The organism is Paraburkholderia sp. SIMBA_054 (genome assembly GCF_046534875.1).
GTDB classification, from domain to species: Bacteria; Pseudomonadota; Gammaproteobacteria; order Burkholderiales; family Burkholderiaceae; genus Paraburkholderia; species Paraburkholderia hospita.
In genome coordinates, this window is record NZ_JAWRXV010000035.1 from 63,154 (window position 1) to 86,268 (window position 23,115).

The 23,115-nt window shown below is 57.0% G+C and carries 18 protein-coding genes; 8 read left to right on the top strand and 10 right to left on the bottom strand.

The window, feature by feature from the left end; all coding sequences use genetic code 11:
* Nucleotides 1–23 precede the first annotated feature (23 nt).
* Nucleotides 24–833, bottom strand: coding sequence for an SDR family NAD(P)-dependent oxidoreductase (locus SB822_RS34195; RefSeq protein WP_410856644.1), 810 nt, complete (start codon nt 831–833; stop codon nt 24–26).
* Between the two features lie 220 nt (nt 834–1,053).
* A complete protein-coding gene (locus SB822_RS34200; RefSeq protein WP_410856645.1) occupies nt 1,054–2,388 on the bottom strand; it encodes an MFS transporter in 1,335 nt (444 codons plus the stop codon).
* Between the two features lie 517 nt (nt 2,389–2,905).
* Here SB822_RS34200 and SB822_RS34205 point away from each other — a divergent pair.
* The 3 genes from SB822_RS34205 to SB822_RS34215 all read left to right on the top strand — a co-directional run bounded on the left by SB822_RS34205 (nt 2,906) and on the right by SB822_RS34215 (nt 6,921).
* Nucleotides 2,906–3,664: an SDR family oxidoreductase gene (locus SB822_RS34205; RefSeq protein WP_410856646.1), complete on the top strand. Its 759-nt coding sequence runs from the start codon at nt 2,906–2,908 to the stop codon at nt 3,662–3,664.
* A 980-nt stretch (nt 3,665–4,644) separates the two neighbouring features.
* Entirely contained in the window at nt 4,645–5,967 is a 1,323-nt protein-coding gene (locus tag SB822_RS34210; RefSeq protein ID WP_410856647.1) for an MFS transporter, read from the top strand.
* 33 nt (nt 5,968–6,000) lie between these two features.
* Nucleotides 6,001–6,921, top strand: a complete 921-nt coding sequence (locus SB822_RS34215; RefSeq protein ID WP_410856648.1) for an MFS transporter — start codon at nt 6,001–6,003, stop codon at nt 6,919–6,921.
* Here the strand turns inward: SB822_RS34215 and SB822_RS34220 are convergent.
* Nucleotides 6,903–8,249 (bottom strand): IS4 family transposase, encoded by a 1,347-nt coding sequence (locus SB822_RS34220; RefSeq protein WP_410856649.1) that lies wholly within the window; start codon nt 8,247–8,249, stop codon nt 6,903–6,905. The two genes, SB822_RS34215 and SB822_RS34220, sit on opposite strands and share 19 nt — an antisense overlap.
* 184 nt (nt 8,250–8,433) lie before the next feature.
* Here SB822_RS34220 and SB822_RS34225 point away from each other — a divergent pair, with 184 nt between their 5' ends.
* Complete coding sequence (locus SB822_RS34225; protein ID WP_410856650.1) at nt 8,434–8,823, top strand: hypothetical protein; 390 nt, start codon at nt 8,434–8,436, stop codon at nt 8,821–8,823.
* A 293-nt stretch (nt 8,824–9,116) separates the two neighbouring features.
* Here SB822_RS34225 and SB822_RS34230 read toward each other — a convergent pair whose 3' ends face one another.
* From SB822_RS34230 to SB822_RS34250, 5 genes are all read right to left on the bottom strand, one after another.
* Nucleotides 9,117–9,719, bottom strand: a complete 603-nt coding sequence (locus SB822_RS34230) for a VOC family protein (RefSeq protein ID WP_410856651.1) — start codon at nt 9,717–9,719, stop codon at nt 9,117–9,119.
* Between the two features lie 94 nt (nt 9,720–9,813).
* The gene (locus SB822_RS34235; protein WP_410856652.1) at nt 9,814–11,913 is read right to left on the bottom strand and encodes an acetate--CoA ligase family protein; all 2,100 of its coding nucleotides are present in this window, start codon (nt 11,911–11,913) and stop codon (nt 9,814–9,816) included.
* A gap of 164 nt (nt 11,914–12,077) precedes the next feature.
* Nucleotides 12,078–13,544, bottom strand: a complete 1,467-nt coding sequence (locus tag SB822_RS34240; protein WP_410856653.1) for an NAD-dependent succinate-semialdehyde dehydrogenase — start codon at nt 13,542–13,544, stop codon at nt 12,078–12,080.
* Between the two features lie 10 nt (nt 13,545–13,554).
* Nucleotides 13,555–15,372, bottom strand: a complete 1,818-nt coding sequence (locus tag SB822_RS34245) for a thiamine pyrophosphate-binding protein (protein WP_410856654.1) — start codon at nt 15,370–15,372, stop codon at nt 13,555–13,557.
* A gap of 62 nt (nt 15,373–15,434) precedes the next feature.
* Nucleotides 15,435–16,802, bottom strand: a complete 1,368-nt coding sequence (locus SB822_RS34250) for an MmgE/PrpD family protein (RefSeq protein WP_410856655.1) — start codon at nt 16,800–16,802, stop codon at nt 15,435–15,437.
* A gap of 213 nt (nt 16,803–17,015) precedes the next feature.
* Between SB822_RS34250 and SB822_RS34255 the strand changes: the two genes are divergently transcribed.
* The 4 genes from SB822_RS34255 to SB822_RS34270 all read left to right on the top strand — a co-directional run bounded on the left by SB822_RS34255 (nt 17,016) and on the right by SB822_RS34270 (nt 20,405).
* Nucleotides 17,016–17,762 carry an SDR family oxidoreductase gene (locus tag SB822_RS34255; protein ID WP_410856684.1) on the top strand — a complete coding sequence of 249 codons (747 nt, stop codon included), beginning with the start codon at nt 17,016–17,018 and terminating at the stop codon, nt 17,760–17,762.
* A gap of 117 nt (nt 17,763–17,879) precedes the next feature.
* Nucleotides 17,880–19,130: a thiolase family protein gene (locus SB822_RS34260; RefSeq protein ID WP_410856656.1), complete on the top strand. Its 1,251-nt coding sequence runs from the start codon at nt 17,880–17,882 to the stop codon at nt 19,128–19,130.
* A gap of 1 nt (nt 19,131) precedes the next feature.
* Nucleotides 19,132–20,001 (top strand): MaoC/PaaZ C-terminal domain-containing protein, encoded by an 870-nt coding sequence (locus SB822_RS34265; protein WP_410856657.1) that lies wholly within the window; start codon nt 19,132–19,134, stop codon nt 19,999–20,001.
* Between the two features lie 176 nt (nt 20,002–20,177).
* Nucleotides 20,178–20,405 (top strand): NIPSNAP family protein, encoded by a 228-nt coding sequence (locus SB822_RS34270; protein WP_410856658.1) that lies wholly within the window; start codon nt 20,178–20,180, stop codon nt 20,403–20,405.
* A 184-nt stretch (nt 20,406–20,589) separates the two neighbouring features.
* Here SB822_RS34270 and SB822_RS34275 read toward each other — a convergent pair whose 3' ends face one another.
* Both SB822_RS34275 and SB822_RS34280 read right to left on the bottom strand, forming a co-directional pair.
* Nucleotides 20,590–21,159, bottom strand: coding sequence for a VOC family protein (locus tag SB822_RS34275; RefSeq protein ID WP_410856659.1), 570 nt, complete (start codon nt 21,157–21,159; stop codon nt 20,590–20,592).
* Nucleotides 21,160–21,270: 111 nt separating this feature from the next.
* Nucleotides 21,271–22,674 carry an MmgE/PrpD family protein gene (locus tag SB822_RS34280; protein ID WP_410856660.1) on the bottom strand — a complete coding sequence of 468 codons (1,404 nt, stop codon included), beginning with the start codon at nt 22,672–22,674 and terminating at the stop codon, nt 21,271–21,273.
* Nucleotides 22,675–23,115: the final 441 nt, after the last annotated feature.

Here is a 23,115-nt window from a genome sequence, read left to right on the forward strand (position 1 = left end):
CTGTGGTCAAACAAGTCGTTTCTCTAGCGGGCTGACCATCCCCCGTCGATTGTCCATGCAGCTCCGCGCACTTCCTGGGCTGAGGGACCGCAGAGAAATCCAATTACAGAAGCGACGTCAGCACTTGTGATGTAATTGGCCGACGGTTGTCGTGTTGCCATTGCTGTTTCCTGCACGGTTTCGATTGACACTCCGCTTTCGCTGGCTTGCCGATGATGTCCATCGAGTACCCGCTCAGTGCTGACCAGGCCCGGACAGACTGCGTTGCAGGTGATGAGAGTACCGGCCGTCTCGAGAGCCACGGTCTTTGTCAATCCGATCAGCGCATGCTTGGTAGCCACGTACCCCGCCCTGTTTGGAACTGCAACGAGGCCAAGCACCGACGCCACGTTGACTATGCGTCCCCATCCACGTGCGCGCATCATAGGGAGGGCACAGCGTATCGTATGGAACGGGCCGCTCAAATTAAGAGCTAACTGCTTGTTCCATACATCTGCGTCGAAAGCCTCTATCGCCGAGTCGGCGTAGGCGTAGCCTGCGTTGTTAATTAGAATATCTAGATTATCGCGTCCGTGGTCTCGAGCCGCCTCCACGAGTTCCCGAACAGCGTCCGGTCGAGAAACGTCCGCGTCGCTATGGGCCACCCTGACGCCATATCGCTCCGACAAGCGATTCCGCAAGCTTGCGATCGCTTCGGGGTGTCCAAAACCGTTCAGCATGATGTCTGCTCCCATCCCCGCGAGCGTTTCAGCGGTCTGCAGTCCGATACCGGCTGTCGACCCCGTGATAAGGGCACAACGGCCTATAAGCGGTCGGCCATGATCAGCGGTCATTCGGCAATCTCTCCTTTAGTTTTTGACTCTTGACGTCAGCTGGGGGGACACATCCTGGCTCGCGACCTACTTGGTCGCAAGAATCCAATGATTCGGCGGGTCGTTCCTCGTGGTTCGCACTGCTTCCGTTCAGTCCTACACCACGGATCATCCAAGGGTCGTCCGATCGCGACAGCCCTTCATTTTTCGGGCTATCGCAACCCCTGGTCGGCGGGGCTCGTCACTCTAGGGGAGTGTGAGCGGTTTCTTTGAGCGACAGCAAAAACGGAAGAGAGATAAGCGCCGAGGCAATTGCGAACATACTGGGTGCTATATCCGAGCCTGTCAGTTTGATGAGCGCTTCTGAAATCAGAGACGCAAAGCCGCCAAAAACAGCCGCTGATACGCCAAAACCAATCGAAACGCCCGTGGTACGCAGACGGGTCGGAAACATCTCTCCCATAATCGCCGGTCCGATGCCTGCGAAGATCCCGGCCAAGACTCCGCAAAAGAGAATGGCGAGAAAGATCAGGCCCAAAGACGAGCTGTTCTGAAAAAGCAGGAACAAAGGATACGAAAGAATCATCACGCATAACGTGGCGACGATGTAGAGCGGTTTTCGACCGACCACATCCGCAATTATCGCAGCAATGAAGATGAAAATAATCTCGGTAAGCAGGCCGGCAGATGTGATCCAGAGGGAAGCCGACCGGTCCACCTTGCCATGAACTATCAGATAAGTCGGCACGTATACCAAAAAGACGTAGAAGTTTGCTACCCATACAGCCGTCACCCCCACTGTCTTGATGCCGAGCTTCCAGGTCATTGCACGGTCCGATGCACTGAGCTTAGCGCCTTCACCTTTGGCGGCTTGGACTTCGAGAAACAGCGGAGTTTCATCGGCCTTCGAACGCAACCAGAGAGCAACCGGTGCAATAACCAGCCCGCCAAAAAGGAATGGGATACGCCAACCCCAACTTTCAAGCGCCGCTGAGCCCAAGGTACCCGCCAAAACAGCAACCATGAGCGACCCGAGCAGTGTTCCGGTCGTAGCGCTTGCGTGCGACAAGCCGCTATACAAAGCGCGTTTGTTAGGTGGCGACCACTCAATCAGAAAAGTAATTGCATTCCCCATCTCGCCGCCCGCAGTAAAGCCTTGTACAAGGCGGCATACAATCAGCAAGATCGTAGCGGTTAGCCCGATCGTTTCATAAGTGGGAAGAAGACCGAGTATCAGCGTGCTGACGCCCATGAGGGGCATCGAGACCAATAGTGCGAACTTTCGACCCTTCAGATCGCCAATGCGACCAAAAACAATGGCTCCGAGGGGCCGTGCCAAGAGCCCGACGCCATACACGGCGAACGTTTGAATAAGAGCCGTAGCTGCGTCGCCATGCGCAAAAAACTTTCGGGAAATGATCGTCGCAAAAAATGCGTAGCTCGCGAAGTCGAAGAACTCGAGCCCGTTTCCGATAACTGTCAAAAAAGCGGCTCGCCTGCCTGCCGATAAAGCATCATCGGAGGTATAGGAATTGCCGTGAGCAAGTACGTTCGTGTCTGCAATATTCCTTGTCATCTTCAATGTCTCCTCCGTTGGGCACCGCGCGGATGCCTCGATGTGTTTTTCACTGATACTTCGGTAACGGCGTAGTAACCGGCCCTCCAATTCTTCATGGATGTCGCTGGCCCGACTGAACGGACAACGGCAAGCAGAGCCGACCGAAACTAGGGTAATCCGCTCTCCGGCCGATGGCAACAATAAATCTCGCTATTTAGTACTTTTCTCTATGTTGCCGATTCGCAACACCGTGCGTTTCGGGCTGCGCTGTCGGTCTTGTGCACGGCCGCGGCTTCGCACCCGGGCCGCGGGTTCAACGCTGTAAGTCCCGGAGCGGCGCCCTTGGGGAGGGCGTTGCAGCTAGTCGACGCAGCCAAACGCATCGTGTCGCCGGGTGCTCGACCGGGCCCGCCAGAAGAGCACTCTGTCGTATCGGCCGCCGAAATATTGAAAAGTTCCGCAATGTGGGATAATGTTTGACAATCGACCCGATCGATACGATGTGATAGTCAACAGAGATGACGGAGGAGCAAGCATGGACCTTGGAATTTCGCGAAAGCGCGCACTTGTTACTGGCGCAAGTAAGGGGTTGGGCTTCGCGGTTTGTGAAGCGTTGGCGAAAGAAGGCGTAAACCTGATGTTGTTCGCGCGTAGCAGTGATCAACTGGCATCGGCTAAGGCCGACTTGCAAAAGCGCTTCGCAGTCGAAGTTGATACGTTTGCCGGCGACATGACGAGCAGTGACGACATCAAGCGTCTGGCACTTGAACTGCGCGCGAAGGATGGTCCCGATATCCTTATTCTGAATACAGCTCGTCCCCCGCATCCTTTACGCGAGTTTCTCGCCGAGACGGAGCCCGAAAGGTGGGACATCGCTTACCGGACGCAACTGCTAGGAGCCTGCATGGTGCTCCAGGAAATCGCCCCACAACTTATCGACAAGGGCTGGGGACGCATCATTGCGATCACATCAGCTACGGTCAAACAGCCTCTTCCCCTTCATGCGCTCTCCACGGTTTTTCGTGCGGGGCTCATGGGCGGTCTTAAACAGCTTGCGAATGAGATCGCGCCAAGCGGGGTGACCGTAAATTCTGTCAGTCCTGCGGCGATCCGCACCGAGGCGTTCGCTGAGACCTTCGATTTGTCAGAGCGCGCGAAGCTGTCTCCGATGAAGCGGCTGGGTACGTTAGAGGAGTTCGCGGGAACGGTGGCATTCCTTGCTTCGCAGCAGGCGGGCTACATTCATGGAACGAACATTCAGGTAGACGGCGGGGCTAATGGCTCCATATTCTGAGTTGGGTTGCTCCCTGCGGTAAAAACAACCGTAGTCAATGCTTCCGTGTGCGAACGCGCTAGCCTCACTTTGACCGTGATCAGCCGGAGCGAACGCGGCTGTTCCGGCGTCTCACATGCTCCGCGGCGGCCGTTCGCCCCCGAAATACAATCTGCCAGGCAGATTGAGACATCTTCAGACCGAAGGTCACTACGCAATGCCCGAGTCCCTTTGAATGGACGCGGGTCTCAACGCACACCGGCGCCGACGCCGACGCCGATTCCGTCCCATCGCTCGATATGCCGCCGGCGTCGCCGATGCAGGCCCTGTCGCAGCTGTTCCAGCGATCATGCGCCAGGCAATCCGGACCCCGCCGTGTCCAGCATCCGTGGCCCCCATCGTTGCGAGCGCTCTCTACCGCGATGCAGCTGCACGACACCATGTTTCATGGCAAGAACGATCGGCCTCTCATCTGTGGCGAAGCCTCCGAAATCCGACCTTGCGTACCTCTTCAATTAATGCCACTATACGAGATAAGTTTACTAACTTTCGACTTTCCGCCCGGTTGTGCGCCGGGTGCCTCGGAATATGGGCGTGATCCGGCGCGGAAAGCTCAGTAGGCATTCTTGAGCACAACGTCAGTGGAGATGGCAATGAACGCAGGCGAGAGATCGCTCCGCACTTCTGTTCAGAAGTGGTTCGGATACAAAGCCGAGGCTAGCTTCCAGGTCCTTGAGTTCGGCCGCACCCTTTCGCGGAAGCGCTTTGTTCGTATCGGCATTTTGAAGCAGGAAGACCCATTAGCCATCGTCTTCTTCCGACATGATGACGGCTCGTGGAACGTCTTTCCTCCAATGCCTCGGACCCTAAGCATGCAAATCTAGCTGTCCTGTCGTCTATTAGCGCAGGCGAACGCAACCACAGCTTTAGAACACGTTAAGCCTGCTGCGGAGACGGTCGGTCCGCGCCTTATAAAAAGATCAAAGTGTTGGAGACAGAACATGCACCGTACTAACCGCCGAAGTCTCGCAGGTGGGGTCATCGGAACCTTCGTTGAATGGTATGACTTCGTCATTTACGGACTTTCAGCTCCGGTTCTCGCGGCGCATTTTTTTCCCAAATCAGTTCCTACTGCGGCGCTCCTTGGAACCTTCGCAATTTATGCGATCTCGTACTTCGCTCGTCCGTTAGGCGGCATCGTCTTCGGGGTCGTGGGAGATCGAATTGGGCGCGTAAACACACTCAGTACAACGGTGTTGCTCATGGGCGGGGCAACGTTTGGTACGGGTCTACTGCCCAATTATGAACAGGTTGGAATTGCTGCGCCGGTGATGCTACTCGCCTGTCGCGTTCTCCAAGGATTCTCTGCAGGTGGAGAAACGAGCGGAGGATTCACTTATGTCATTGAGTGCGCACCAAAACATCGTCGTGCGCTTTGGGTCTCTTTCGGCATTTGTGCGGCAGTCCTGCCCGCTGTTCTGGTCAGCTTAACCATCCTTCTTGTGAAAGCCGTGATCGGATCGGACGATTACTTTGAATGGGGTTGGCGCCTGCCTTTCCTTTGCGGTGGTCTGCTGTCACTGGTCGGACTCTGGCTGCGCCGAAGCCTGCAAGATTCTGATGAATTTGCTCTTGCCGCTTTTCAACGAATTCGAGGCGTTGGTCCTCGCCACCGGATCAAGGCTTCAACAACACTCGTAAGCACGATCCTGATTGCCGTACAGGCGGTGTCTGGTCCACTGCTGGTGAGTTATATGTATTCGTACCTCACGCAGGTCAGTAAGTTGAGTGCCAGCACAGCCATGAAGACGAATATCGCCGCGGTCCTCTTGCTAGTCATTGCCCTCCCTTGCTTCGGGGCACTCTCCGATCGCATCGGGCGCAAGCCCATGATGTTGTGTGGCGGGTTCTGGTTGGTATTGACCGCCTACCCCGCAATGAGCCTCGTATCGTCAGGAACGGTGTGGTCGGCGTTCGCTGGCCAGGCACTCATCGCTATCGGTCACGCTATGTTCGGTGCTGGCGGCTTTGTTGCAGTTTTGGAACTGCTGCCAACATCTGTACGTTACACGGGACACGCCATTTCCTACAACATGGCTTATGCGATTTTCGGTGGTACTGCGCCGATCGTCTTTCAAACACTCGTCACCACCGTAGGCACACCGACCGCACCATCTTATTACGTCATTGCGATTGCGGCTCTGGCACTCATCGTTATTCGGTTTACGCCTGAAACCCAGAACGTTCATCTACGCGATGCTGCGGAGGCGGAATCCCAGACAGATAACCGACCGGGCAAAGGTCCGGTGCACGTCAGTCAGTAATCAAAAACCGATAACCCAACCTCAGATGTCAATATGGCAAATACCGTCCAGATCGAAAAGATAGTTGATGAGCAGCAGATGACGGCGTTCCAGATCTGGATGCTCGTCTTCAGCTTCCTCGTGCTCATCGTCGATAGTTACGACGCGTACTCGATAGCATACGTTGCGCCATCGATTATTGCCGAATGGAAAGTCCCCCGCGTCGCGTTCACCTCGGTATTCACGGCCAACGTTGCAGGTTTGGCTTTCGGTGCAATCCTCTTTGGTATGCTCGCAACGCGCATCGGGAGCAGGCGCGTTCTCTTTACGAGCATGCTTCTTTTCGGATTTTTAACGCTAGCCAAGACGGTTGTGAGTTCTGTTCTTTGGCTTGCGATCTTTCAATTCCTGGCGGCGCTCCCCGTCGGCGGAATCTACCCTATTGCGCTATCGATCGTAGCAGAGCATACGCCACTGCGGCGGCGCGCAGCCATGCTAGTCATCGTGGCACTAGGTTTCGCGTTCGGCGCCTCGTTGGCTGGTTTCATTGCCGCTCCAGTAATTCAACATCTCGGCTGGCGGTGGATGTTCTACATCGGTGCGGCGTTCCCAATAATCTTGACGACCGTCGCCGCGCCATTTGTGCCGGAATCCTTGCGACGACTTGTACAGGAGGGTGCGTCGCGTGCACGAGTGCTGATAGCAGTTCGCCGTATCGCCCCATCGTTCACCCTCCCAGCAGACGCGAAATTTGTAACAGCTTCACCTGACCAGCACGCCCCATTCAGGCAGTTGTTTGCCGGCGGCCGGGCGCGAATGACGATCCTTCTCTGGACTGGCTTCATTACAGCATACCTGGTCTACTACTTCCTCTTCAGCTGGATTCCAGTCCTTTTGAACGCCGCTGGAATGTCGATCAACAAGTCACTGATGGGTGGAGCTGTATACCCATCCCCTTATACGGAAGTGTCGTAGCCGTCGCGCAAGATCTGGATGGTGATCACGGCATCCATGACCCGCTGCATACCGATCCACAGCGTCTTCGCGCCCGGTTCACCGTCGCTCTTACGCCCGAGGAATCCGCCTAGTGATGCGATCATCCGTATCATCTGATTCAGCGTTGGTGTCTTTTTCGGGCGTGGCTTTTTTGAGAGTACATGAGCACCATGTATCTCGTCAGCCGCAAAGAAGAGTGACGCGTCCAACTCCGGACACGTCCTGCCCAGACGCATGAGCCGTGCAATACGCCACGATACGACCATGTACAGCGCGAGTGCCTTCTCGATCCGCTCCATCTGCGAGAGCTGCAGCGCCTCAACCCGGCAGGCGTTCTTCAGGACATTAAAGTACATTTCGATCTCCCACCTCGCTCGGTACCAGTCAACGAGTTCGATGAGCGCATCCGCATCAGCCGCTTCGCGGTTGGTCACAAGACGCCAGATAACGGGTTTTCCGCCCGCTGGCGCATCCACCTCGCACGCCTCGACGCAGGTGAGTGTGACACCGGCCCGCCCGGGCAGCGTGATGCGCTGGCTACGCAGTTCCTGCTTCACTTCACGCGCCTTTTGGCCACTGCGTCCCGGCAACACGAAGCTGATATGGCCGAGCACATTACTCGCGTGCACCTTGTCCCACAGCTTTTCTTCGTCCTGCAGGGCACGATTGTGCTGGGAGCGGATCAGCCAGTCAGCCGGATTACCCTGTTCCTGCGCACACTGCATGAGCGCGGCGATATCGCCTTCGCGGTCGGCCACGTACACCAGCCGCGCGTCAGGCAGGGCCTGTGCCTGTTCGGCCACGATCTCATAACTTTCAACCCACCGTGTACTTTCCCTGACACCACCACGCCTGCCGTTTGCATCGCGTGGCTCGCGCGCCCACATCCAGGAATTGATGACACCCAGCGGCTCCCGATCCGGTGTCACCGCATAGGTCGCATGAAGATACATGCCCACCTGGGCTTCATAACTGAGCGGGCCGGCCCCCTCGATGTCCTGACCGTTAAAGTTCAGCTCTGTCGTATCGGCAATACACAGCACCACCGGCAACTGCCCCATGCGTGCTGTGGTGCGATCCCAATGCGGCTGCATCATGTCGCGCCAGTCGATGCGCTCATTGCCCAGAAAGCGATAGGCCGCCATCGTCTCGGCCCAGCCTTCGCACGCGCCCGGGATACTGGCCGTCGGCCGGCTGGCAAACCGCTTGACCAGCTCCTTCGCGCGCCGGTCTCGCCGCGGATCACCCAGATCCAGCGTTTCGAATTCCTCGTCCACCCATGCCCCCGCGTCGTCCTGGATCTTCATGCCGAAAATCCGAGAGTAAACGCGAAATTCGCATTGGTAACAACCCCCCTCTGACTGCTTTGCTATTCCTCTCCTAACGTCAACTTGTGTATAACCACATGCTGTATACCCCGCCGGTGGGTTCATCGCTGGTTTGCTATTCGCCTGTCTCAGCATGAAACGGTCCGTTCCGGTAATCACTTGTATGTACTTCGTGGTGTCCGCGCTGAGCTTGGTGTCGCTCGCGTACGCCAACGCAACGATAGTCGCTCCCATACTGTTCGTTGTTGGTGCAGGCTCAATTGGCGGCATTCTCGCCGGAAATGCTTTGGTCAGCCTTGCCTACCCTGCGGAATTGAGAACGACTGGGCTCGGTTGGGCTTTCGGACTTGGTCGATTTGGTTCAATGCTCGGCCCCTTGGTCGGCGGCGTCATGCTTGAACTGAGGCTTCCGCTCGGAGCAATGTGCATGGTTCTGGCTGTGCCTGCATTGCTCAGCGCGATCGCGTTCTATCTTGTAGGTAAGGTCAACGGGTTGCCAGGAGTTCAGCAGGATCCTGCGCTCGCCTACCGGACCGTCGACGCACGGGACTGACGGTCGCTATTCGTGGCCGCCACGATTGCAATCATCTTGCGCGCGAATATCGGTGAATCAACTTCGCTGACTCGTGAGGTCTGCGCTCAAATCCTGGCGGCGGCGCGATAGCCTGCTGGCCGGGGCATGCGCCCCTCCATGAGTGTTGCTTTCAGCCTCCGCGTCCCGGATACCGACAGGCGGACAGTATTTGGCTGTCTACTGTACAGCGGACTTTGTCACGTACCGAGGACGCGATGCGTTCGAAGAAAGCGGCGAACGCACAAAGAGTTGCAAAAGCTCAGACAGACAGTTCAGGACTTACAGTCTTCAGAGGCCATGTACTCTGCGCGCGTGCGAAACCATCGCACTGGGCGAGTTCCGTCCCAGTTATCGGCGAGTGCCTTCAGCCCAGCGAAATGTTTGGCACGCTCGGGAGTCATCGGCGCTATTTCAAACATTGCCCCGATGTGTGCGGGACCATTGTGATAGGTGACCTTGTTGCCTCCGTTGGAGGCCTGAATGACCAGCACCTCTTCGAATCCACATCGGTCCAGCTCGAGCCGTGCTTTTTCACAGTCATCTGGCCAGAATCCAATGTGATGCAGACCCTGACGTCCTCCGTCGAGAAAGTCTGTGTAGGGTGACGCCGCAGAATTAATTTGCTCAATGAGCTCAATCTGCGTGTCTCCTACGTATGAAAATCCAATCAGAATCTTGACCGGAGTCTCCTTGCCGCGATAGAAGAAGTGCCGATCACCGAGATCTTCTATCACGACAAATGGGCCGACCTTGACGGTTTCTGTCCAGAATTTCAGCGCTACTTGAAGATTTGGCACGACAAATGAAAGCTGCATCCGCCCCCCCAGCAAGTTCGGCGCGGCTTCGCCATTGGTAATTGTCCCGAGAGATTCCATCGTTATGCTCCATCTGCGACGAAGCCGGGAGGGCCACGCTCAAGTCTTTCCGAGTAGCTCCATCCCGGCGTCTGCTAGTTTATTGAAGTATCGCTTATGTCTCGCGCGCGCGCAGAACTATCAGCCCATCAACAGCGACAACACCCTCTCCTTCGCGTCGAACCAGCAACGGGTTAATTTCTGCTTCGCTTACATCCTGTTCTGGTAGCCGGGCCAGCTGCGACATGGCAGTGATGGCTGCCGCCAAAGCCTCGCAATCGCCTTTGGGCAGCCCTCGGTAGCCACGAATGATTGCCAAACCCTTTACCTCGTCGATCATCTTTCTCGCTTCTTCGAGCCCGACCGGCGCCATACGAACCGAAATGTCTTCGTAGATTTCCGCAAGTACGCCACCCACTCCCAATACAACGACGGGACCAACCTGAGGATCGCAACGGTATCCCAGAATCACTTCAGCCAGGCCCTTCTCCATGCGTTGAACGAGAATGCCATCGATCGAGGCATCAGGATGCCGCTCATTCACGCGCGTAAGAATCGATTGGGCCGCCCTCGAAAGCTCAGAAGCGTCCTTGATGTTTAACACGACTCCGCCCGCATCGGTCTTGTGGGGAATATCTGCGGAGAGGACCTTTGCTACGACAGGAAATCCCAGGCTGACTTCATCTCGAGGGTCATGGATGATTTCGCTCTGCGCTGACGGCACCCCAAGCGCAGAGAATACGGCGCAGGCTTGGGTTTCATTCATCTTTTGGCCTCGCAAGGCTGAAACAGATGCCGAAACCGCAGCGAGTTGTGCGACAGGTGGCGCGGCGACATCAACAGGGGACGTCCATTGAGACCACGCTCGGATCGCATCCGCACACGCCTCCGGGGTGCGGAATCCGGCTACCCCCGCATCAGCAAGTTGCTTCAAGGCCGTTTCGGCATGCGGAGCAATGAACATAGCCAGCGGCTTGCCATGACGGTCCGCACGCGTGACAGGACCAACAGAAATTTCGGGTTGAAACTGGGCCGAACTACCAGCGATCGCGAGCACCAGGTCACAATGATCCGACGCCAGCATTTCGCTCACCACTGCACCGTAGACTTCCTCCTTGGTGCCGGCGTGTGTGAGATCCGTGAGCCGGTTGCGGTTGATCTTGATACCCTTCTTTGCGAGGTTCTCCACCACAGTTTCGCTTGGCGATACCACGTCCACCCCCAGCGTACCAAGGCGATCGGCAACGGTAGCTGCCCCTCCGCCCGTAGTTGTCATGACGGCGACGCGATGACGTGCGCTCGGGCGCTGCCCGGACAACATGACCGGCAGTTCGAACAGCGACTCGAGGCTGTCCACACGCAGAATTCCATTGGCTCGGAAGAATGCGTCTGCGACCTCGTCTGCGCCCGCCATCGCTCCTGTATGCGACGCCGCAAGGTCGCGGCCGACTTCGGACCGACCTAGCTTGTAGACAATCACCGGCTTGCCCGCCGCCACCGCGCGTCGCGCGGCGAGCGCTAGCCGCGGTGCATCACGAATTGTCTCAAGGAACAACAGGATTGCTCCGGTCTCCGGATCATCTACGAGCCAGTCGGAAATCTCACCCACGGAAAGATCGCATTCGTTCCCGATCGAAACGACACGCGAAAAGCCTACCCCACGACCAAGTCCTCGCGAGATCAGGCCACCGGTCATGCTCCCCGATTGTGAAATGACAGCAAGGGGACCGGGCGCAATGTCCAGTCTCTCGAGCGCAGCGTTAACCGTCAGCGCACAGGAAGGGGTACTGCTGTAGATACCACTGCAATTCGGCCCAAGGAGACGCACTCCTGACTCATTCGCCTGCCGCAGAAGTTCGGCCTGTCGATGCTGCCCTTCCTCTCCCGCTTCGGCGAAACCATCAGTGTAGATTGTCGCGATGGGCACATTGCGCTCCGCGCACTGTGCAACGGCGTCAGCCACTGCATCCGCCGGAACCATGATGAAGGCCTGGTCGATCGTGCCCGGTACGTCGCGCAGTGTGGGATAGGCTCGCTCCCCGAAAATCTCGTCGTAACGCGGGTTAATTGGAATCACACGTCCCGGATAGCCATGCGTTCGCAGACTCCTCTGCGGACGTGCGGTGTGCTTCTTTGCATCTCCGGAGGCACCAATCAACGCGATGGTGCGCGGAATGAAAAGAGCCTCAAACAACTTACGATCATGCTCGCTCACGATAAGCCTCGGTGTCTAATACGGGCGCTTACCTTTGCCGCGACGGGTGCATGAAGCTGCGCCCGCGCAGTGTGTCGGCAAGCGCGCAAAAGTTGAATAGGTTGTGTAGACGCTTGCCCCTGGCCGTCTTTCTCGGTCGCGAGGCAAGCTGTATGAGCCATCTCCTAGGCCTGCATGCCGCCAAGGCAGATATACTTCACATCAAGGTAGTCTTCGATTCCGTAGTGAGATCCTTCCCGTCCAACGCCTGATTCTTTGATTCCACCGAAAGGGACGGCCTCATTGGCCATGAGGCCTACGTTCACGCCTACCATTCCTGCCTCCAACGCCTCGGCGACCCGCCAGATCCGCGCAACGTCGCGGCTATACAGGTAGGACGCGAGCCCAAATTCAGTATCGTTCGCAGCTTCGATCAGTTCGCGCTCATCAGTGAAACGGAACAGCGGCGCGAGCGGACCGAACGTCTCTTCTTTGGCAACCTTCATGCTGGCGTTGGCATCGGCGATCACAGTAGGCTCGAAGAACGAACCTCCGAGCGCATGACGCCGCCCCCCGACCAGCACGCGCCCGCCCTTCGCAGTCGCGTCAGCGATGTGCTCCTCTACCTTTTCGACGGCACGAACGTCGATGAGCGGGCCAACGGTCACGCCGTTTTCAGCGCCATCGCCAATCCTTAGCGCTTGTACCTTCGAAACCAGCTTTTGCGCGAACTCGTCGTACACACTGGCGTGAACATAGAAACGATTGGCGCCGACACAAGCTTGACCGACATTGCGAAACTTGGAGGCAACAGCGCCGTCGACTGCGGCGTCGATGTCAGCATCTTCGAAGATGATGAACGGGGCATTCCCGCCAAGCTCGAGAGACACTTTCTTAATCGTGCCAGCGCACTGCTCCATGAGCTTCCGACCGATCCCTGTCGACCCTGTGAACGTAAGCTTGCGTACAATCGGGTTGGTGGTCAGTTCGCGCCCAATCGGCTCGGCTGATCCTGTGATGACGTTGAAAACTCCTGGCGGAATGCCCGCTCGCGCAGACAGTTCTGCAAGGGCGAGTGCGGAAAATGGCGTATTGTTTGCCGGCCGCAAAACCATCGTGCATCCCGCAGCTAACGCGGCTCCCGCTTTTCGCGTGATGATCGTATTTGGAAAGTTCCAGGGCGTGATTGCAGCGCACACGCCGACTGGCTGCTTTACGACTACGACCCGTCTATCCGCCGCAGGCGCTGGAATCGTCTCACCGTACACCCGACGCCCTTCTTCTGCGAACCACTCGATGAATGCGGCCCCGTTGACTACCTCGGATCGCGCCTCCTTGAGAGGTTTGCCCTGCTCCGCGGTGAGAATCGCAGCGAGGTCTTCTTGGTTGTCGATGATCAAATCGAACCATTTGCGCAGCAAGCGACCGCGCTCCTTCGCTAACATGCCACGCCAAGCCCGAAACGCGATGTTGGCCGCTTCGATCGCCCGGCGCGTCTCCGCGGCACCCAGATTTGGAACGGTGCCGACGATCCCGCCAGTGGCAGGATTGGTCACCGGAACAGTCTTACCTTCCTCCCCGTCGATCCATTGACCGTCTACGTAAGCTTGCGTACGCAGCAAACTGGAATCTTTCAAGACAAACCCGCTCATAGCAACCTCCTCACTGTTCTGGCTTGGTGAAGGTGGGCATCACGAAACCATGGTTTTCCTGACCCGCGATAGGACCCGGCTTCCACGTATCGTTGAAATCCTTCGGATACGGGTACCAAGCCGACCGATACTGGGGTGTCTCGATTTCGGTCGCAACACTGATCACAGTAGGCTGGCCGCTCGCTAGGGCTGCCTCGAATGCAGCCTTGAATTCCTCGGCTTTGTTGACGCGCACCCCGACGCAGCCCATGCCTTCTGCCATCTTGGCAAAATCCGGCCCCCACAGTTCGCTCTCGCCCTTCTTGCGGTAGTCGCAGAGCGATTCGCGGCCGTAAATCTTGAACATAGCTTCACGCTCAATCTGCAGCGACTTGTTGTCGAAGACCACTGCAATCACCGGGAGCTTCTGCTCAACAGCCGTGAGCATGACCGTGGAGCGCATGATAAAAGCGCCGTCGCCCAAAAGCGCAACCGCCGGCTTGCCGCCGCTAGCCAAACTTGCACCAATCGCCGCTGATGCGCTCCAACCCATGCGATGCATGAAGCTGCTGTGATAGACGTTACGCGATGAGGCACGCACGAACGGCGGACCGTAGCTGAGCATGTGGCCGGTATCGAAGAATACTGACATTTCAGGACATTTTTCTTCGATGACCTGACTTACATCTTCGCAGACGCGCGCATAGTGGAGCGGCGAGATGTTCGATGTACGCAGCGGCTTAACCGCCTCGTTAAAGGCATCACGCTCCTTGTCGAGTTCTGCTGTCCAGTCTACGTTCTCCTTAATCCCAGCGTCCTTCGCCGCTTTGGTGAAGGCTTCCAGCGCGAGACGCGCGTCAGAATTCAAGGCTACATCGGTCGGATAAGCACGCCCCAATTCGTTCTCGTCGATGTCGACGTGAATCAGCTTGGCATTACCGGGGATGTCAAACAATGTCCAGCCGCCAGTATCAATGTCCGTGAAGTGAGTCCCGATCCCGATAATGAGGTCGGATCGACGCGCCATGTGGTTGCCATGCAGGGTTCCGGCTCGACCCATGACGCCCGCCGAAAGCCGATGCTTTTCAGGGAATGCTGCCTTGCCTGCAGAGGTCGCAACAACCGGCGTCCCCGTCGATTCTGCGAAATCGAGGAGCGCTTGGTGCGCGCCACTGTTGGCGATACCGCTGCCAAATACCACCAGCGGTCGCTTGGCCTTTTTCAGCATGCCAATCGCTTCCGACACACCATCAATATCCGGGCCGGGACGGCGGATGCGCATATAAGGACGCGGATCCGGCAGGCTATCCTCATCGATCAACGCGTGCTGGATGTCAAACGGGATCGCCATAACCACCGGCCCCGGGCGCCCCGTCAAAGCCGTCTTATACGCGCGCAGGAACATGTCGATGCAGGTGTCCGGTCGTGTCGCCATGACCGCCTTCTTGCATATGGGCCGGATGGCTCCGGCGAAATCCTCGGGCCCTTCCCGATAGGCCTCCTCAATACCACCTCGGTCGAACCAATGCGTCGCACCGACGCCGACAAGCGCGAGCATTGCGATGGATTCGTAGAATGCCGTCGCGATCGCGGGCATGATATTGGCGTTGCCGGGACCCACGCTCGTGGTCACAATTGGGAGCGGGCCGCCTCGCTTGAAGCGCCAATAACCGTCCGCCAATTCCACCGCCTGGTCTTCCATACGAGCGCTGATACATTCGATCTTGGTCTCGTAGACCAGTGCATCGAGCAGTCCCCAGTTACCATGTCCATTGAGGCCGAAGACGAACTCCGTTCCCATCTGTTCAAGCAGTCGCGCAATGGCTGCCGATACCGTAATTTGTCCCATGATTTCGTTCTCGTTTCGCTAGTCAGTGCTGCCAACCGCTGGTCGGGGCAGCGGGATGGATATCACTCGTTAAAGATCGACGCGCAGGTTGGCAACTGCTTGGCAGAGTCCAACGAATCGATTTTTTGCAGCAGTTCAAACAACTCACGTGCTTGCGTTTCGTTGTGAGTCTTTTCTGTGCACTCAGCAAACTTGCCCCAGAGTTCCTCCGTCGTGAGAGGTTCACCGGCATATCCCGGAATCGTAGAGATCGGACCGCTCTTAAGAACCTCGCCACTTTTCAACGTCATCGTGACCGACTCGGTCGGCGAGAACACCGGGTCGCGTGGATCAACCTCGTCCACCGGCTTTAGCTTGACCTTCGAGAAGAACGCCTGCATGTCGGGGCGTTGAACGACTTCATCGGCCGTTTCAGCGACACCAAGCTTGCCGAGAATGACGGCCGCGGCGATAGCGTACTCTCCGCTGAACTGCGCCTGGAATCGGTCTTGCGGATTGTGATGAACGAGCACTGTTACCTGGTTCCGGCCCATTTCAACTTCGACAGACTCGATTTCGTTCGGGTCGACTCGACGACCGTTGAGCATTTTCAGAGTCGCGTGAAACGAACGGTGCTCGAAGAAGCACGTTGGGTGCATCTTGAACTGCAACTTGTGCTTTGGCAGATACCACTCCTCGCCAAGCTTGGACGGCGACTCACGATCCGGCGTGCCGTTAGAGGAAAATGCCGTCAGGAATCCCTGTTCGTTCTCAAGCGCATCGGGGCCGCCTGTCATACCAGCGACCGCGAGACGAGCCGCGACCACACCGTTGCGCGAAGCCATGCCCGAGTGGTAACCCTTCGTCATCGAACCGAAATTTGAGAAGAGACCGCCCGAATGACTGGCGGCAATGGCCAGCGCCATGGAGGCTTTGTTCGCCGGCAGGCGACGGAGCACGGAGCACGCTGCGGCAGACGCAAGCGCACCAAAAATGGAAGTCGGGTGCCAGCCAGCCTTGTGATAGTGCCTGTTGCGGCGCCACATCTCGCACCAGACTTCATAGCCTGCAACGAATGCCGTGGTCATCTCCTTTCCGGTTGAACCCAGCACTTCGCCCTCCGCAAGGATGGCTGGCACCAAAACACCTGCGGGATGTCCCGACAATGATTGCGCGCCGTAATCGAGACAGTGAGCAATTGCTCCACCGAGTAGAGCCGCTTCTGGACCCTCGACCAAGTGTGAAGACAGGCAGACGCGCGATTCCTGTCGGCCAGCTGGCTCTACCAGTGTCTTCCTCAATATGTCCGAAATCGGCTGGTCGATACCGGCCATGATCACCCCGATCGTGTCCGTAAAAGCGTCGCGCACGGTGGGCAATACTTCTGTAGGAATCTTCTCGTAAGTAATGTTGGCAAGGAAGCGACCCGCTTGGGCGGTTAATGACTTCATAGCGCAGGGCCTTTTTTAAAAGTTCATCGGAACGGCGATTCGTCAATTTATCCCACAGTGCTGGATTTCTGTCAACGAACAGCCGAATGCGTGTTTTCACCTAGTTTGGTCTCACCCGCCGATCTGCTTGTGGAACCATTACCCACTTTTCCCAATTGCACATCATAAACAAATCCCGTATTGTGGTTTATATTCACACAACAGGAGGCGATTATGGACTTAGGGTTGAACGACAAGGTCGCAATTGTTACGGGTGCGGGACACGGCCTCGGAGCGGCAATCGCCGCCCGATTCGCCCAGGAGGGCGCCGCGGTAGCACTGGTAGATATCGATGAATCAGCTGCAGAAGCTCAGGCGTCAACGCTAAGGCAGTCAGGCGCTCGCGTTCTCGCGCTGGGCGCAGATGTCACAAACGAGACGGCTGTCGCGGCGATGGTTGGCCGGGTCGTCGAACATTTCGGCGGCGTCCACGTTCTCGTCAACAACGCTGGCTTCACGCGAGACATGCGCATCACGAAGATGAAAGTGGATGACTGGGACGCGGTTGTCGACGTCATTCTGAAGGGCGCATTTCTCTGTACCCGCGCGGTCATGCCTCACATGACCGAGCAGCGCTGGGGGCGCGTCATCAACGTCTCGTCGCGTGCCCACTTGGGGAATCCGGGCCAGGCTAACTATTCCGCGGCGAAGGCAGGCGTGATTGGCTTCACTCGCGCGATGTCGCTCGAAGCAGGACGTTCGTTCATCACCGTCAATGCGGTCGCACCTGGAATTATCGACACAGAAGCCGTACGCAGACTGGCGCATTATGAAAAGGTGAAGGAAAACGCAGAGAAGACTACCCCTATTCCGCGGCTCGGCCAACCCGAAGACGTGGCCGACGTTGTTGCCTTTCTCGCATCTGAGCGAGCCGCGTATGTGAGTGGCGACGTCTTGCACGTCAGCGGCGGCCGATACTGAGTTCAACCCGCGGAAACCAGTTTCCCGGCTATTCCTATCCCGCGAGTGAGACGGACAGCGTTCTCTCTCACAAGCTGGTCCATCTAAGTTTGACGAAGTGAATCTTTGGAGCTATTGATGAGTGAAGCCTACATTGTCGGCGTCGGAATGACCCCACTTGGCAAACACTGGGACAAAAGCGTAAAGCAGTTGACCGCGCAAGCCGTCGACCTCGCTCTCGCCGACGCAGGCATTGCCAAAGACGCGATCGAGGTTGCATGGTTTTGCAACACGCGTCAGGGCGTGCTGGAGGGACAACATAATATTCGTGGACAGTGCGCTCTGCGCGCTCACGGATTCGAGCGCCTGCCCATCTTCAACACTGACAACGCGTGCGCCAGCTCCAGTTCGGGTCTGGCGCAGGCTTGGGCCGCTGTCAGGTCGGGAACCTACGATGTAGCCCTGGTTGTCGGTACGGAAAAGATGAACTTCCGTGACAAGAATCAGGAGATGTTCGAAGCGTTCAAGGGGAGTTGGGACCGCGAACTGGCCGACGCACAGATGGCGAAGCTACTGGCAATGGGTGATGGCCTGCCTCTTCCAGAGGAGGCACGCGATGCCGGCGGGCAGCGATCGGTTTTCATGGACATCTACGCTGCGCAGGCCCGTTATCACATGGCGCGGTTCGGGACGACCCAGCGCCAGATCGCCGAAGTCGCAGCCAAGAATCACTGGCATTCCCAATGGAACCCTAATGCTCAATATCGCGAGCCGATGACGGCGGATGAAGTCTTGCAGGACAAGCTCATTTCGTGGCCCATGACGCGCTCCATGTGCGCGCCGATGAGCGACGGGTCCGGAGCGATCATTGTTGTGTCGGAAAAGGCTCTACAGCGCTTCGACCGGAAGCGCGCTATTCGGATTCGCGGGATTGGCGCCAGTAGTGGATCAAACCGGACGCCGGATGAAGTCGAGCATCATCTTACGCGACATGCCGCATTGCGCGCGTACGAGTTCGCTGGTCTCGGCCCTGAGGATGTATCAGTCGCTGAATTGCATGACGCGTCAGCATTTGCCGAAATCCTCCAGAGTGAAAACTGTGGTTTCGCACCATACGGCGATGGCGGACCTCTCGTCGAGAGCGGTGCCACGCGCCTTGGCGGCCGGCTGCCGATCAATGTTTCGGGCGGTCTTTTGTCGAAAGGACATCCCATCGGCGCGACTGGCGCAATCCAGATCCACGAGCTCGTGACGCAGCTTCGCGGCGAAGCCGGTGAACGCCAAGTGGCTAACGCACGTATCGGCCTGGCCGAAAACGGCGGCGGGTTCCATGGGCTTGAAGAGGCCGCGTGTGTGGTCACACTGCTTGAATCCCCGGGGAAACCGTGACATGCCTATCGACGCGGAGAAACTTCTAGGCTATCGCGTACCTGAAGTCAGACAAACTTACACCAGTCACCAGAGTGCGTTCTATGCCTTAACAACAGGGATGGCGCAGAATCCGCTAGATCAGCGCCACCTCGACTTTGTGGATCCAAATCGAGGCGACGCACAACGCGTGCTCCCGTCGATGGCATTGGTACTGGGCTACCCCGGCTTTTGGCTGGTGCACCCTGATACCACCGTTGATCCGACACGGGTTTTGCACGGAACTCAAGAGATCGAGTGGCATCATGCGCTTCCGGCTTCTGGTGAGGTCATCGGGAGAACTCGGGTGACCAGACTGGTGGACCGCGGCGAAGGTAAACATGCCATGGTTCAATCCGAACGAGAGGTCGTGGATGCGCACACCGGTGAACGTTACGCGACGCTGAGACAGGTCCACGTCCTGCGTGGTCAGGGTGGCTTCGGCGGAGACTCGTCGTCGCTTCCAGCCGCGCATGTCATCCCTGATAGCGCGCCCGAAATGACCGCGGAAGTGCAAACCCGTCCAGAACATGCTCTGTTCTATCGTCTCAATGGCGACCTGTTTGCATTGCATGCGGACCCAGAGATGGCAGCTCGCTCCGGATTTCCTCGGCCCATTCTGCACGGCATGTGTGTGGCAGGCATTGCGACTCAGGCGTTGATGCGCCTTCTAGCAGCAGACGACCCTCTTCGCATGCGGTCCCTTCAGTTGCGGTTTTCTGCTGTCGTGTACCCGGGCGAAACCGTCAGAGTCGAGGCGTGGCGCGACGGATCCTTCAGAGCACGCGTGGCGGAGCGCAATGAGGTTGTCTTAGATAACGGGCATGTCGAAATTGAATCAATCGCCCGTTGAGAACGACAACGACGAATGGATGATCCGGACTGACTTGATGTCTAGCATTCTGCGACGACTTTCATTGCCAGATGAAGATGGACTCGTAGATAGCACCGCAAGGTTGTCGAATTCATCGTGACAACAGTTCAACGAAGCAGGATTATCGAGTTCCAGCGGGTTGTAGGGGAAAAGCGTTGAAGGTACAACAGCGTCATATGGGCCCTCCAATCTCACTCTACAGAAGTGAAGTCGGCCACTTGAATCAAATTGTTCAACTTTGGGGCTTTGACAACTACGCCGACCTGGAAACCCGCCGGCTCGCGAGAAGCCGGGACTCGGAATGGAACGAATACCTTAAAGCTGTCGAACCGATGATCGTAGATGAACATATCAGGCTTCTGCGTCGAGTTCCGGTTCTCTGAGGAATCTCCACCACTCTCTTGCCTCGTCCCCGAGTGTTATAGAGCCCGCCTCCGCTCAATTGCAGTGCGGTAAGCGGGCTCAATAACTTCACGATGCAATTTTGGTCAGACTATCGACAGAAAGACTGATTGATATGTCTGTTGACGTGGGATTCACGGACGTTCGTCGAAAGACGAAGCATCGTCAGACCTTGTAGTCCTCGGACGACATGTAGTCTGAACGAGTGCAATACGTCCGAATCGGACGGCTTCCGTCCCACGTCTCGGCAAGTCTCTTCATGCCGCCATAGTATTTTTCGCGCAGCGGCGTCATTGGGAGCACCTCCACCATGACGCCGAGATAAGAAGGACCATCGTAATAGATGAGATTCTTCGCACCGTCGGCCGTACGAACCGACGAGACCTCCCGGAAACCCTTTTCTTTCAGATTTTGACACGCTCCTTCGAACTCATCAGGCCAAAAGGCAATATGATGAAGCCCTTCCCGTCCGCTATCGAGAAACTCCCTATAGGGCGACGGCGCCGAGTTCCTCTGTGCGATGACCTCGATCTGTACATCTCCGAGATAGGAATACGCGATAGACATCTCTACCGTGCTTTGAACGCCACGATGCACGAACAGCCGGTCCCCCAGCGATTCTTCAATCACAACAAACGGCCCTACTTTCATCGTCGCCGTCCAGAAGTGCAACGCCTCTTCCAAGTGCCGTACAACAAACGCTACCTGCATTTTCTTACCGCGCAGCGTCGGCAAGATTACTCCGTCACCAGCCGAAATCACGTCGAAGTCCTCACCTGAAATTAAAAGTGTTCATGCCGTAGCACAGGAAGTATCGTGCCTGCGCTGCGGCTGCCAGCGAACAATCTAGTCGCGACGGAGTAAAGCCGTAAGGTCTGTCACAGGTCTGCTTGGATCCAACTGCTCTATCAGACCAAACAGTTCCTCCGCCCGCTCGACACCGATAACCTCATGTGTCAGGTCATCGAGCTTCCTGCGATGTTCTTGTGGCGTGAATGGGTTACCAGGCATTCCTTTCGCAGACTCGATGAATATTTTCTGGGTCGTACCATCGCTGTAATGCACAGCGACTTCTGCGACGAAGTTGTAGGGGTAACGCCGGTCAAGCTCCGCGGAGCGCTGAATTTTAATGCGCCGCGCAAACTGCACGACATCCGAATCCTCGGGGACGAATAACTTACCCTCGAGAAATGCGCGATGTGTCGCGTTTCCATTGCCCTTGCCCAAAGCGGCCAGGGCCATCTGCAGCGCAAGACTGAATTGCAGTTCTTCGATGTTGCGCGGACCGTGAGTTTGAGCATGTGGGTTGTCCCCGAGCGCAGCCGTCATCGTCTGAACGTACGCGTCCACAGCTACCATTTCAGCAGCCCGATGTTGGACGCTCTCCATCGCCTCAATGTATCCGTGATGTGCACCGCAACAACAGTACGCTTTCAGCCAAGCGTCGTTGATCCTCAGCCGTTGTCCGGGCTCGAAAGCAGCGATTGCGTCGGCGTCGACTGCAGGTCGGCGGATGAAAGTTTGGAAGAAGCCCTTTCTGCCAGTGAGATAGCGGGACGGTCCGGTAATACCCGCACGTGCAAGGCCTACGGATTCGATACCGTTGCGTGCAGCGATCCCAGCATGCACGCGTTTGATGGAGCCACCGCTCGCGGTGTATTCCGTCGTACCCGAGGCGTGGCTTAGCGCAATGGCCAATGTGTGTAACGCGCGTGCGGCGTCGAGTCCGTGCATCCGTGCGGCGGCCGCAGCAGAGCCGAAATTGCCAAGGACCGCATGCGCATGCCAGCCTGCGTTCACCAGATCCGGCGCCGCCAATCGACCAATGCGGGCGTAGACTTCGTATCCGGCAACAATAGCCTCGACCACCTGTCCGAGCGTAGCGCCGATTTCCTCGCCGATCGCGATTGCCGTAGGCACAACGCTACAGCCAGGATGTCCGTTACTAGCCACATCGTCGTATTCGAACCCATGTCCGTATGACGCGTTCAGATAGGCTGCGTCTGCGGCGTCCATCCGCGTAGATTCCGCAATGACACTGGACGAGCCGGGCCGCGGCTTGCGCAGAGAACTCCGTAAATCTTGCGACCAGGGCAGCCGCACTGCTCCGATTTGACACGCAAGCTGATCCTTCAGCAATCCTTTCACCGCCGTCAGCGCACCGGCATCGACGTCCTTCAAACTGAAGCCGACAAGAAAACGCGCAACTGCCTCCTCTAAGGTCGACTCTTCAACTCGTGTCTCACTCACAAAGCACCTCACAGTAGTTATCCAACCGGGTAACAATCGGCGCGCTTTCCGGACCTCCGGCCTGAACGCCCCTCGTTCGCACCCCGGGCACCAACGCCTTACCTAGCAATTGTCCCGCAATGTCGGATTCAGTTCAACTCTTTGCCCCGGGCCGCCGCATATCTTGCCGGCATCATTGTTTCGTCGCCAATCTATGGATAACCATGGGCAACCTATCAGGGTTGCGTCTAATTGAATATTATCCAATATTGTGGGATAACATAACGCAAGCGTAGCTTTTCATCGCGTTCCGACCCCTCTCTTGCCTTGGTCGCTCTGGCTAGAGAGACGCTACGGTCAATTCGGCCACCACGACCTTGAAGCCATGCTTGAGCCGTGACGGAGTGGTCAGGCTCTGCTGACCGTCTTGCGCGACTACAGAAGGTTTTTTCAACTTGTCTG